We start from the raw sequence: 12822 nt of genomic DNA on the forward strand, positions 1-12822 counted from the left end.
TCAGCGTCGGCGTACGGCCAGGAAGCGGACCGGGGTGGCCGGTACCGCCTGCGCTGCGGCCGGGAGGTCGGCGGCGCGGACCACCGCGACCACCGGGTAGCCCCCGGTGGTCGGGTGGTCGGCCGGGAAGACCACGGGGCGTCCGTCCGGCGGGACCTGGACGGCGCCCAGGACCATGCCCTCACTGGGGAGTTCGCCGGGACGGGCCCGCTCCAGGGCGGGCCCCTCCGCGCGCAGCCCGATGCGGTTGCTCCCGGAGGACACGCGATACGCACGGGACGTGAACTCCCGTACGGTCCCGGGCGTGAACCAGTCGTCACGCGGGCCGAGCGTCATGCGCAGTACGAGCTCGGCCGGCGGGAGGTGTACCGGCGACGGATCGGGGAGGACGATACGAGACTCGGCTGATAAGGGCGCCCCGCAGGGGCGCCCGTAGGGGCGTGGGGAACTGCGCGACCGGCCACGGACGGCGAGCAGCCGCACGACAACCTGCAGTGGACCGGCCCTCCCGGCGGAGCCGATCCGCGCCGTTTGGGCCGTTGTCATACCGAGGACCTAGTCTGTGCCCCGTGACTTCGCCTGCATCGACGGACAGCGTTCCGCCCCAGCTCAGCGCGGGGCCGCGCCCCGCTCCGGGCCCGGCCGCCGACGAGGGGCTGGCGCGGCGGCTGCGCGCGCTCGCCTGCACGGCGCCGCTGCACGACCTGGACGCGCGCAAGGCGAACCTGGCGGGCGAGTACTCGGTGTACGGCATGGCGGAGGTGGCCCTGGCCGCCATCGACCTCGTCACGCTCAACATGGACTTCGACACGGGCGCCGACCACGACCAGATAGTGGCCCGGCTCATCCCGCGCATCGCCGCCCAGGCCCCGCGCCGCCCCGCCGCCGAGCACGAGCGCGTGGCCCGCTGGGTCCTGGAGAACCTGATCAACGTCGGCAGCGTCGACCGCGGCTTCCGCGCCGTGTACGGCACGTTCGCGCCGGACGGCACCTATGTCCGCCGTGACTACGACTTCAAGCTGATCGAGGAGGTCCCCGGCCCCGGCGGCACCGTCTACCTCCGGACGACCGACGAGGCGGTCAACGTCCTGGTCGGCGCCCTCGACACGGACGTCACCAGCGCCCAGATCGCCGCCGAGGTCAAGCTCGAGGTGCTCATCAACCGAGGCCGGCTCGCCGACGCCCAGCTCGCCGCGGAGCAGGCCCGCTACCGCACGGTCCAGTACGCGGAGACGCTGCGCCGCGCCCTGGACGCCACCCGGCGCAACGTCCGGGCCGTCGACTGGCTCAACACCGTGCCCGACATGATCGCCGAGGCCCTCGACCACGTCGCTGACCGGTACCGCCACGAGAACGCGATCCTCACCAACATCCGCAGGGCACGCGACGAGACCGAGGACGCCGACCACAAGCGCCGCGCCGCCGAACTGGTCGACATAGTCAAGGACTGCATCCGCCGCCACACCCAGCTCCAGTCCCGACTCCTGGAAGCCGGGCCGCTGTTCCGCGCCGAGCAGGACCGGCAGGCCTTCGCCACGCCCCTGACCACATCGGGGATCGACCTGTACGGGCACCTGGTGGCGCCCGTCCTTCCGCTGCCCCTGGAGCAGGCGCTCCACGTCACGGACGCCTTCTTCGCGCGCGGGACGGGGCTTCGCACCCCGGTGTCGGTGCGCGTCGCCGATCTTGTCGACATACTGCTGACGCCTCCCGCCGAGCGTGAACACCTCGGGGCGGAGATGCCGGAGCCCGACCTCGTCGCCACACCGGACGACAGCCGGTTCAGCGAGGAGCAACTGGCGGCTGCGCTGGAGCTGCTGGACCTGCCGGCGGACGCGCCACGCCGGCTGTCGGGGCTGCTGTCCGAGGCGCGGCGCTCGGACCCCGAACTGCCGTATCTGATCGCGCTGTTGGCCGTACATGCCGCCAGCCCGCCCGTCGGCACGGCCTATCGCCAGGGCGAGCAGAAGCTGCTGTTCGCCGTGGACGACGGGACCGAGCTGGACGACCCCGAGTTCGGCGGCGCCGACCTCATCGTCGGCACGGCGTTGCTGGACGCGGCGGGGATGGTGGCGGACCGGACGGAAGCAGCATGACCGAGCAAGTGTGTGACAAGGAGCCCCAGCCGTGACCGAGCACGTCGAGTGGAGTGAGCCGGAGGCCCCCGCACCGTCGGCGACTGCCGCCGTCACCCCCGCCGACGCCGCCGACGCCGCGCGGCTCGTCGCCTTCGGACTCCAGCCCAAACTTCAGCCCGCGCGCGACCAGGAGTACACGGAGCTGCTCCGCCGATACCGCGAGGACCCGCCGTTCGCGCGCCTCGCCGACGCCGTCGCGGCCGGGCTCGGGCTCGTCGTCCTCGAGGTGTCCCCGCGCGCGGGGATGGCCGTCACAGCCGCCGAGGACTCGGTGTTCGCCGTGCGCATGGGCGACTACGCGCGCCGTACGTCCGCCGACGGAGGCGACCGGTTCCTGCACGGGCTGGCCCATCTCGCCGTCGCCGCGCTGGCCTTCCCGCGCCCCGAGGACCTGGCCGACGACGGCTACATCGGCCGAGTCACCGTCAACGGCGTCGACGCCTTCGTACGGCAGGCCTGCCGACGCCTGGAGGAGCGGGCCGAGCAGCAGGGCGAGAACACCGACCCGGCCACCGACGCGCCCGGCCTGGAGGCCGCCTGGCGGATCTGGGCGAGACGCAGCGCGACCGGCGCCACCAAGGACGCGCGCAGACTCGCCGGTTCGACGACCGGCATCGTCGGCAAGGCCGTCGCGTTCCTTACCGACTCCGGGTTCCTGCAGCGAACGGGCGACGACAACGGCGGCACGTACCGCACGACGGCCCGCTACCAGCTGCAGGTCCGCGACCTGGCCGGCAGCGCCGCCCTGGCCGAACTCCTCGAGCTGGGCGTCGTCCCGGTCACCGACGGCACCGCCGGCCTGCTGCCCGCCGAGGACACCGAGGACCTGGATCTGGTGGCCGACGCCGGGCTGCCCTTCCACTCCTGACCCCCCCTGAACCGACACAGACTTACGACGAGAGTCCGCCATGTACGAGCTGTCCCGGGTCCGCCTCTACTCCATCGGTCCCGCCGGTGCGCGCTATGCCGACACCGTGCTTGACCTGCGGGGCGTGGGCGAGCCGGTACCCGAACCCGCTCCCACACAGGCGGAGTTCTTCGAGGAGGAGCCCGTCGGCCCACCGCGCCGGCCCGCGCCCGCGGGCGTTCTGTTCCTGGAGAACGGCGGCGGCAAGTCCGTCCTGCTCAAGCTGATCTTCTCGGTGATGCTCCCGGGCCACCGCAACACCCTCGGCGGCGCCAGCTCCGGGGTGCTGCGCAAATTCCTGCTCGCCGACGACTGCGGACACGTGGCCCTGGAGTGGCAGCACACGCTGACCGGCGAGTGCGTCGTGGTCGGCAAGGTCAGCGAGTGGCGAGGCCGTCAGGTCTCCAACGACCCGCGCAAGTTCGCCGAGGCCTGGTACTCCTTCCGGCCCGGCCCGGGCCTCAGCCTGGACAGCCTCCCCGTCGCCGAGTCCACCGCCGTACGCCCGCCCGTCGAGGGCCAGTCGGGCGCCCAGGGGCGCCGCCGCACCATGAAGGGCTTCCGGGACGCCTTCACGGAGGCGGGTAAGGCGTACCCGCACCTCGAAGTGCACTGGGAGGAGATCCACGACCGCTGGACCGAGCACCTCGGCGACCTCGGCCTCGACCCCGAACTCTTTCGCTACCAGCGGGAGATGAACGCCGACGAGGGCGAGGCGGCCGGGCTCTTCGCCGTCAAGAAGGACTCCGACTTCACCGACCTGCTGCTGCGCGCGGTCACCGACACCCGGGACACCGACGGCCTCGCCGACCTGGTCGGCGGCTTCGGCAACAAGCTGGGCCGACGCTCCGAGCTGATCGCCGAGCGGGACTTCACCGCGGGGTCGGTCGACCTGCTCGGGCGGATCGTGGAGGCCGCCGAGGCACGCTCACGCGCGCGTGACATCCACGCGGGCGCCGAGCGCCGTACTCGCACATTGGCCCGGCGGCTGTCCGCGCGGGGCGTGCGGGAGCGGGTACGGGCCGGTGACCTCGCCCAGCGGGTCACGGCCGCCGCGTACGCCGTCACACATTCCGAGGGCGCACGCGAGCGCAGTGCGCTGATCGCCGCCGAACTCGCCTACCGGCACGCCTCGCTGGCGCTCGCCGCCAGTGAGAAGTCTGCCGCCGCGCAGAAACGCGAGCTGGCCGACGCGCGCACTCTGCACTCCGCCTGGCAGGCCGCCGAGGCCGTGCTGCGGCACCGCGCCGCCGCCGACCGCGTCGCGCGCGTGGCCGCCGCGATCCAGGAGGCCGAACGGGACGCCGCCCCCGCCCTCGCCGCCCGGGCCAAGGCCGCCGTCGATCTCGTACGGGCCCTGCACGCGGCCGCCGAGAACGCCGAAGCTCTCGCCAACGAGGGTGAGGAGCGCTCGGCCGCGCTCCTGGAGCTGAGCGAGTCCGCGCACCGGGACTCGACCGGCGCCGCCACCGAGGCGCAGCGTGCCCGCAGCGAGATCGGGCACCTGCGCCAGCGACTGAGCGAGGTCGAGCAGGAGACCGCCGAGGCCGTGCGCGCGGGCTGGCTCGACGACAGCGCGCCCGACGCCGACCCGGCGCGGGCAGCCCTCGCGGCCAGCGACGCCGAGAAGACGGCGGTCGCCGTCTGGGACACGGCCCGCGAGGCCGCCCGCAGGGCGACGGAACACGCGCGCGAGGCGGCCTCCGCCGAGTCCCGCGCGGAGTTGACGGCGGCCCGCGCGGCGGACGCGGCCACGGCCACCGAGCGGACCCACACGGCCGAACGCCGCCTCGCCGAGGCACTGGCGGCGGAGGAACGACTGGCGGAGCTGCTGAGCCTGCCGGGCGCTTCCGGCGTGGTGCGGGCCGGGGTGCCGGGCCCCCGCGCGGGGGCCGACGGCTCGACCGGTGGTCGGGACACCGCGGGGGCCGAAGACCGGGGCGCTGCGGCCGGTGCGCGTCCCAGGACCGAAGCGGCGGCAACACACGGCCGGACGGCAATGACCGAGGGCAGGTCCGGGCAAGAGTCCGCCCCGGCCGCCGGCGGTCGCCCCGTCGCCGACGGCCCGCTGACCCCCGAGGACCTCGACCGCTTCGCCGACGAACTGCGCGAACTCCTCGACGAGTCCGTCTCGTCCGCCGAACGGCAGCTCTTCGAACTGCGCACCGCCGCCGCCGACGACGCCCGCATCCTCGGGGCGCTCGGTGACGGCGGGCTGCTGCCGCCCGGCCCCGACGTGCTGGCCACCGTCGAGTTCCTCGGCGAGCACGGCATCCCGGCGTTGCCCGGCTGGCGTTACCTGGCGCAGGCCGTCGACCCGGCCGACCACGCGCGCGTGCTCGCCGCTCGCCCGGAGCTGGTCGACGGCGTGATCATCACCGACCCGGGCACACACGCACGTGCCCGCGAGGCGCTCGGCGACGCGGCCCTGCTGCCCCGGTCGGCCGTGGCCGTCGGCACGGCCGCCGCACTGCTCGCGCCGACCCCGGCCGCCGCCGGCGGCTTCGCCGATGTGTTCCTCGTCCCGCCGAACCCGGCCATGCACGACGAGCACGCCGCCGACGAGGAGCGGCAGGCGCTGCGCGCGCGGGCGACCGAACGGGACGAGGAGATCCGCACGCTGGCCGCGCGGCTCGGCAAGGACCGCGAGCTGGCGGCCCGGCTCGCCTCGTGGCGCACCGGCTGCCCGGCGGGACGGCTCGGCGAGCTCGCCGAGGCCGCCCGGGACGCGCGCGTGTTCGCCGAGGAGTCCGAGGCGGAGCTGGCAGAGGCGCGGACCGTGCGGGCCGAGGCCGACGAGGTCGCCGCCGAGGCCACGCAGGTACGCGACGAGCGACAGGAGGCCGCGCAGAAGGCCCGCCGTGCCGCCGACGCCCTCGCCGGGCTCGCCTTCCGGCTGCGCGAGCGCTCCGGCTGGCAGGTCAAGCTGCGCGAACTCGCCGACGACGCCACCGAGTCGGAGGCCCGCGCCCAGGCCTGCCTGGAGCGTGCCCGCGCCGCCGACCAGGACCGCCGCGCCGCGCAGCGCGCCGCCGACGACGCGCGCCGCACCGCCCGCGCGCTGCGTGCCGAGCGCTCCGAGATCGCGGGCGCGCCCGACGACGTACCGAAGGACGGCACGGACACGCCCAAGGCGGCCCTGCCCGCCCTCCGCGAGGCCTACCGGGCCGCCTCCCAGCTGTACGAGAAGGTCGGCGTCGGGGCCGACCTGCGCGCCGAGCAGGCACGCGCGGAGAGCGACGAGAGCGCGGCCCGCGCCGACCTCGACCGGCTCAGCAACAAGGTCCGCACGCGCGCGGAGCAGCTTCTCGAGTCGCCCGAGGGCTCGGACGGCCCCTCCCGGCAGGCCGCCGCCGCACGCGCGGAGGAGCTGGTCCAGCTCCTGGAGACCCGCATGTCCACCGCGAGCGAGCAGCTCGGGCGGCTGCGCGGCGAGGCCGAGCGGCACGCGCCCGAGGACGGCGAGGCGCACACCGAGCTGCCCGAGGAACTGCTCCCGCGCGACGCCGAGCACGCCCAGGCGCTGCTGCGCACCGCGACCGCCGAACTCGCCTCACGCACCGAGGAGTTGACCCAAGCTCGCGAGGCGCACGCCGAGCTGCTGGAGGCCCACCGCGAGGCCGAGGACGCGGCTGGCGGCTTCGACGAGATCGCCGCCATGCTCCGCGACCTGCTGCGCGAGCACACCCCGGACGAGGAACTGGAGGAACCGGAGCCGTATCCCGGCAGCCTGGAGGAGGCCCGCCGGTCCGCCGCCGAGGCCCGCCGCTCGCTGCGCGGCTGCGCCGCCGACCTGTCCGCCGCCGAGGCCGCCGTGCGCGAGGCGAGCGACGTACTCGTCCGGCACGCCAACTCCACGCGCTACGAACAGGTACGCACCCCGGCACGGCAGCAGATCCGCGAGCTGCCCGCCTCCGCGCTGCCCGAGCACGCCCAGAAGTGGGCCGACGCCTTCGCACCCCGACTCCGGGTGCTGACGGACGAGTTGGCGCAGCTGGAGCGCAACCGGGACTCGATCGTGGACCGGCTGCGCGGGCTCGTGGAGTCGGCCCTGGCCACACTGCGGTCAGCGCAGCGGCTGTCCCGGCTGCCGGAGGGGCTCGGCGAGTGGTCCGGGCAGGAGTTCCTGCGCATCCGCTTCGACGAGCCCGACCAGGCCGCACTCACCGAACGGCTCGGCGAGGTCATCGACGACGCGACCCGCGCCGCAGTGAAGAAGAACTCCGACCTGCGGCGCGACGGCATGTCCCTGCTGCTGCGGGGAGTTGCGGCAGCGCTTCAGCCGAAGGGTGTCGCCGTCGAGATCCTCAAGCCGGATGCCGTACTGCGCGCCGAGCGCGTGCCCGTCGGGCAGATGGGCGATGTGTTCTCCGGCGGCCAGCTGCTCACCGCGGCCATCGCGTTGTACTGCACGATGGCCGCCCTGCGCTCCAACGACCGGGGCCGTGACAAGCACCGGCACGCGGGCACGCTGTTCCTCGACAACCCGATCGGCCGCGCCAACGCGACGTATCTGCTGGAACTCCAGCGGGCCGTGTCGGATGCGCTGGGCGTGCAGCTCCTCTACACGACCGGTCTGTTCGACACGACCGCGCTGGCCGAGTTCCCGTTGGTCATCCGGCTGCGCAACGACGCGGACCTCAGGGCGGGGCTGAAGTACATCAGCGTGGAGGAACATCTCCGGCCGGGGTTGCCTCAGCAGCCCCAGTCCGGAGAAGTGGTACACAGCGAGATCACGGCAACACGGATGTTCAAGAAGCCTGCGCCGTCAACCAGTTGATCAAGAGGTTGATCGACTCATTGATCAGTTGTCCTCCTTGATCAAGTCGGCACACTTCTCGCCTATCACCATGGTCGTGATGCATGGATTGACGGAGATCAAGTCAGGCATTACCGACCCGTCGGCCACCCGCAGCCCCACGACCCCCTTGACCCGCAGTCGCGCGTCGAGCGGGGCCGAGGGGTCGTCGTCCGCGCCCATCTTCACGGTGCAGGACGGCTTCCTAGCCTGGTACGAACGCGACGGCCGTACGGTCGCTGTACTGTCCGTCGACCGCCGCCGCCTCTTCACGCGGGCCCGACGTGAACTCGCTCGCGAGGAAAGTCAGCTGGGGAGCTGGACGGAGAGCCCGGTGGAGCCGGCCGCACTCTGACCGGGGTGCCCCTCAGGAGTGCGACAGCTGCCCGGTGCCGCCCCGCCGGCGTATCCGCTCCCGCTCCCGCTCGGCGACCTTGGCCTGCCGCCGGGCGGCCCGGCGCTCACGGCGCAGCGACCGCGCCGTACTGCTCGGTACCGACACCACGCCATTGCGCTGGTTCCACACCTGGCGGGTCACCCAGACGTCCAGCGCGGCCCACGTGGCCACCACCGTGCTGGCCACACTGCTGAGCACCATCGGGAACGCCAGCCACGACCCGGCCAGCGTGCACAGGAAAGCGACCATGGCCTGAATCAGGGTCACGGAGATGATGAGGACCGCCCGCACCGCCGCCGTTCGCACGGGATCGGGCATCCTGCGCCGCCGTGCCGGCTCCTCGATCCACAACGGCCGGTACTGCGGCTGCCGAGAAGACCCTGTGACGACTTCCGGACCGCGTCCCTGCGCCGGAATGTGGTGATCCGGCGCCTGAGCGCTTCGCCCCGTCTTCAGGCGCCCCGTACCGCCGTCCTCCGCTGTGTCGCGCCGCTCCGTCGTGCCCATCAACGTGTCACTCCCCACCGCCAGCAGACCCCTCGCCTCGGTGTCCGAAGACACCGGCTCCCCAGTGGCTGCCCGGCTTGCGCTGTTTTACGCCGCCGAGATGCGAGATGCGGCTCCTGTGGCCGATTTCGCCCCCACTTCCCGTAGAGAAGGACGAACGAAGCGTCACGAAGATTCCCAACCGCCGAAAATTTCCGGCCAACCGGTCCACACGCCAATCCTGCCCACTCCGGCCACAGTTGCCGGAATCGGGGTGGTAATCTCCCGCAATGCCCGTACAACTCGGCATGTCTCGCCGCCGTTACGGAAGTTCTGCCTCCGGACAGGTCTTCGAGTTGACCGTGATGCGGTAGTAGGCTCGCGCCGTTTGTTGACGCACATGCGTACCCCCGTCCGGAGGGGGTCGAGCTGGGGGAGGCCATGCGCTTTCGCGGGAAGTCCATCCGCCGGAAGATCGTGGCGCTGTTGCTCGTGCCGCTGCTGTCCCTGACCGCCATCTGGGGATTCGCGACCGTCCTCACAGGGCGGGAGGTCGCCCGGCTCTTCCACGTGTCGCACGTCGTCGAGGACATCGGCTACCCCACCGAGGACACGGTGCGTGTCCTGCAGCAGGAACGCCGCCAGTCCCTCGTCTACCTCGCCGACCCGCGTGCCTCCGAGGCACTTGCCGCCCTGCGCCGCACCCGGACCGCCACCGACGAGGCCATCGTCAAGATCCGCAAGAACGCCAGGAACCCCGACGTCCGCGGCGACATGGACACGGACGACGCCGAGCACCTCACCGCGGTCCTGGACGCCGTCGACGGCATCGACTCCCTGCGCCGCAGCGTCGAGGAGGGCACGGTCAGCCGGTCGCAGACCCTGGACCTCTACAACCGCGTCGTCGACCCGTGCTTCGCGTTGCTCGCGAGCCTCGACGGCATCGACGACGTGGACATGGACCAGGAGGCCCGCGCCCTCGTCAACATCACCCGTGCCCGTGAACTCCTCTCCCGAGAGGACGCGTTGCTCGGCTCCGCCTTGGTGGTCGGAAAGCTCTCGGGCGACGAGACCCGCGACATCTCCGACCTCGTCGCCCAGCGCACTCTCTTGTACGACATCAGCCTGCCGCTGGTCCCCGCGGCCGAACGCGACCGTTACGAGCGCTTCTGGAAGAACGCCTCCACCGCCCCGTTGCGCGTGGCCGAACAGGACGTCATCGCCACCGGATCCGGTGCACCGCACGGTGTCGACGCCAAGAGCTGGGACACCGCGGCGGGCAACGCGCTCGACGAACTCCGCGTCCTCGACGATCAGGTCGGCGACCGCTACCAGGACCGCGTCCGTCCCACGGCCGTGGGCGTCATCGTCCAGGCGGCCGTCGCCGGTGTCCTCGGACTGGTCGCCCTCCTCGTCTCCATCGTCCTGTCCGTACGCGTGGGCCGGGGGCTCATCCGCGACCTGCGCCAGTTGCGCCTCGAAGCGCATGAGGCCTCCGGCGTCCGGCTGCCCAGCGTGATGCGCCGACTGTCCGCAGGCGAACAGGTCGACGTCGAGACCGAGGTCCCGCGCCTGGAGTACGACAAGAACGAGATGGGCGAGGTCGGCCAGGCCCTCAACACCCTCCAGCGCGCCGCCGTCGAGGCCGCCGTCAAACAGGCGGAACTGCGCGCCGGGGTCTCCGACGTCTTCGTGAACCTCGCCCGGCGCAGCCAGGTACTGCTGCACAAGCAGCTCACCCTGCTCGACACCATGGAGCGCAGGACGGAGGACACCGACGAACTCGCCGACCTCTTCCGCCTCGACCACCTCACCACCCGTATGCGCCGGCACGCCGAGGGCCTGGTGATCCTCTCCGGTGCCGCCCCCTCCCGGCAGTGGCGCAAACCCGTTCAGCTGATGGACGTCGTCCGTGCCGCAGTCGCCGAGGTCGAGGACTACGAGCGCATCGAGGTCCGCCGGCTGCCCCGCGTCGCCGTCACCGGCCCGGCGGTCGCGGACGTCACTCACCTGGTGGCCGAACTCCTGGAGAACGCCACGGTGTTCTCGCCGCCGCACACCGCCGTCCAGGTCCTGGGCGAGCGCGTCGCCAACGGCTTCACCCTGGAGATCCACGACCGCGGCCTCGGTATGGCGGCCGAAGCCCTGCTGGACGCCAACCTCCGGCTCGCCGAGACCCCCGAGTTCGAACTCTCCGACACCGACCGGCTCGGCCTGTTCGTGGTCAGCCGCCTCGCCCAGCGCCAGAACGTCCGCGTCTCGCTGCAACCGTCGCCCTACGGCGGCACCACGGCGGTCGTCTTCATCCCCGACGTCCTGCTCAGTGACGAGGTCCCCGACACCAACGGCATCGGCTTCCGCCTGGACCGGGACCGGCCCTCGAAGGAGGCCGAAGTGGCGGAGAGCCGCGCGAACGCCCTGGGCCAGGTGCCCGTGCAACTGCCGCGTCTGCCGACCTCCGCGCTGGACGGGCCGATCGAACTGGAGGCGCCCGTCGACTTGGACGCCCTCGACGACTTCCCGGGCGCGCTCACCGACGAGGACAGCGAACGCGGCGGACTGTTCCGCCCCCGCCGCTTCCGCACCCGCGCGGGCGACGAGGCTCCGGCCCCCTTCGGTGACGTCCATCAGCGCTCCTCCGACGCGACGGACCGCGCGGATACCGAAGACCGCGAGGGCACACCCGTGCCGCTGCCCCGCCGCCGTACGCCCAAGCTGGTCAGCTCGCACGGACGGCCCGTCACCGAACAGCGCTCCGGCCGCGGCGAGGCCGGCGCCGAACCTCCGGCCGGCCCGCGCCGCTCCGAACAGGACGCCCTGGCCCCGCTGCCGTCACGCCGCCGCGGCGCGACGTCTCCGCGCCCCGGCACCGGACTCGCCGGCCGCCTCGACGAGCGCACCGAGACCCAGGCCGGCTCGTCCGAGCCCCCCGCGCTCCCACGCCGCACCCCGCGCCCCGCAGTTCCGGCCGACGGCGGCCAGGGCGACACACCGCCCGGTGGTGGCACCCCCCAGGAGCCCGCCCCCGGCATCGCGGCACTGCCCAGGCGCGTACGACAGGCCAACCTGGCCCCGCAACTGCGCACAGACCCCGAACGGCGCCCCGCGCGCGAGACGGAGCCCGTCGAGCGCGACGCCGACCAGGTTCGCAACCGCATGGCCTCGCTCCAGCGCGGCTGGCAGCGCGGCCGTGAGGAGAACGCCGAGGGCGACGAGCCCCGGAACGGCACAGCACAAGGAACGACTAAGGGGGACGGTCGATGACCGCACCGAAGGCGACCGGCCACACCAACAACGGCGAGCTGAACTGGCTCCTCGACGACCTCGTCGACCGGGTCGCCAGCATCCGCAAGGCCGTCGTGCTCTCCGGAGACGGCCTGGCAACCGGCGTGTCCAAGGACCTGACCAGGGAGGACAGCGAGCACCTCGCCGCTGTCGCCTCCGGCTTCCACAGCCTCGCCAAGGGCGTCGGCCGCCACTTCGAGGCGGGCAGCGTGCGGCAGACGGTTGTCGAACTCGACGAGGCCTTCCTGTTCGTGACGGCCGCCGGCGACGGCAGCTGCCTCGCCGTCCTCTCCGACGCGGACTCCGACGTCGGCCAGGTCGCTTACGAGATGACGCTCCTCGTCAAGCGGGTCGGGGTGCATCTGGGCGCCGCTCCGCGCACCGATCTGCCCTCGGGCGGGTAGTGGGATGACATGAGCGGAGAGGGTCAGCCAAGAAGCCACTGGTTCGACGACGAGGCCGGACCGGTCGTGCGTCCGTACGCCATGACGCGCGGCCGTACCTCCAGTGCGGCCCAGCACCGCCTCGACCTGATCGCGGTCGTCGTCACGGAACCCCACGTGGACGACCCGGAGGCGGACCAGACGCTGTCCCCGGAACACGTGGACATCGTCGAACTCTGCCGTGACGCCCCGCAATCGGTGGCCGAACTCGCCGTGGAACTCGATCTGCCCGTCGGAGTCGTCCGGGTCCTCGTCGGAGATCTCGTGAACGGGGAACTCGTCCATGTGACGCGTCCCGTACCCCCGGCGGAGCTGCCGGACGAGAGTATTCTGCGCGACGTGATCAACGGCCTCCGGGCGCTGTGACC

At 72.9% G+C, this 12822-nt stretch carries 7 protein-coding genes and 2 pseudogenes; 6 read left to right on the top strand and 3 right to left on the bottom strand.

Annotated features, from left to right (window positions below):
- Positions 1–390, bottom strand: a pseudogene (locus ACFYXB_RS26370) (allophanate hydrolase subunit 2 family protein); the annotation flags it as partial.
- A 179-nt stretch (positions 391–569) separates the two neighbouring features.
- Here ACFYXB_RS26370 and ACFYXB_RS26375 point away from each other — a divergent pair.
- The 3 genes from ACFYXB_RS26375 to ACFYXB_RS26385 are packed head-to-tail and all read left to right on the top strand — an operon-like array spanning position 570 to position 7825.
- The gene (locus tag ACFYXB_RS26375) at positions 570–2096 is read left to right on the top strand and encodes a hypothetical protein (RefSeq protein ID WP_389586512.1); all 1527 of its coding nucleotides are present in this window, start codon (positions 570–572) and stop codon (positions 2094–2096) included.
- A gap of 31 nt (positions 2097–2127) precedes the next feature.
- Entirely contained in the window at positions 2128–3006 is an 879-nt protein-coding gene (locus tag ACFYXB_RS26380; protein ID WP_351366387.1) for a hypothetical protein, read from the top strand.
- Between the two features lie 40 nt (positions 3007–3046).
- Complete coding sequence (locus tag ACFYXB_RS26385) at positions 3047–7825, top strand: hypothetical protein (protein WP_389586514.1); 4779 nt, start codon at positions 3047–3049, stop codon at positions 7823–7825.
- A gap of 24 nt (positions 7826–7849) precedes the next feature.
- On the opposite strand, the pseudogene ACFYXB_RS26390 reads toward ACFYXB_RS26385, so the two are convergent.
- Together ACFYXB_RS26390 and ACFYXB_RS26395 are read right to left on the bottom strand one after the other, a co-directional pair.
- A pseudogene (locus tag ACFYXB_RS26390) lies at positions 7850–8044 on the bottom strand (GMC oxidoreductase); the annotation flags it as partial.
- A gap of 166 nt (positions 8045–8210) precedes the next feature.
- A complete protein-coding gene (locus ACFYXB_RS26395; RefSeq protein WP_389586548.1) occupies positions 8211–8747 on the bottom strand; it encodes a hypothetical protein in 537 nt (178 codons plus the stop codon).
- A 420-nt stretch (positions 8748–9167) separates the two neighbouring features.
- Here ACFYXB_RS26395 and ACFYXB_RS26400 point away from each other — a divergent pair, with 420 nt between their 5' ends.
- From ACFYXB_RS26400 to ACFYXB_RS26410, 3 genes are read left to right on the top strand one after another with little or no spacing between them, the layout of a single operon-like run.
- Complete coding sequence (locus ACFYXB_RS26400; protein WP_389586516.1) at positions 9168–11990, top strand: nitrate- and nitrite sensing domain-containing protein; 2823 nt, start codon at positions 9168–9170, stop codon at positions 11988–11990.
- A complete protein-coding gene (locus ACFYXB_RS26405) occupies positions 11987–12415 on the top strand; it encodes a roadblock/LC7 domain-containing protein (protein ID WP_351360936.1) in 429 nt (142 codons plus the stop codon). Before ACFYXB_RS26400 ends, ACFYXB_RS26405 begins: the two co-directional genes overlap by 4 nt.
- Before the next feature lie 9 nt (positions 12416–12424).
- The gene (locus ACFYXB_RS26410; RefSeq protein ID WP_351360933.1) at positions 12425–12820 is read left to right on the top strand and encodes a DUF742 domain-containing protein; all 396 of its coding nucleotides are present in this window, start codon (positions 12425–12427) and stop codon (positions 12818–12820) included.
- The last annotated feature ends 2 nt before the right edge of the window (positions 12821–12822 follow it).

The sequence above is a fragment of the Streptomyces sp. NPDC002619 genome (assembly GCF_042889305.1).
GTDB lineage: Bacteria > Actinomycetota > Actinomycetes > Streptomycetales > Streptomycetaceae > Streptomyces.

Bases quoted from the DNA above. Each gene is read 5' to 3' on its own strand.
- ACFYXB_RS26410 (WP_351360933.1), top strand. From the start codon at position 12,425: ATGAGCGGAGAGGGTCAGCCAAGAAGCCACTGGTTCGACGACGAGGCC.
- ACFYXB_RS26405 (WP_351360936.1), top strand. From the start codon at position 11,987: ATGACCGCACCGAAGGCGACCGGCCACACCAACAACGGCGAGCTGAAC.
- ACFYXB_RS26395 (WP_389586548.1), bottom strand. From the start codon at position 8,747: ATGGGCACGACGGAGCGGCGCGACACAGCGGAGGACGGCGGTACGGGG.
- ACFYXB_RS26385 (WP_389586514.1), top strand. From the start codon at position 3,047: ATGTACGAGCTGTCCCGGGTCCGCCTCTACTCCATCGGTCCCGCCGGT.
- ACFYXB_RS26400 (WP_389586516.1), top strand. From the start codon at position 9,168: ATGCGCTTTCGCGGGAAGTCCATCCGCCGGAAGATCGTGGCGCTGTTG.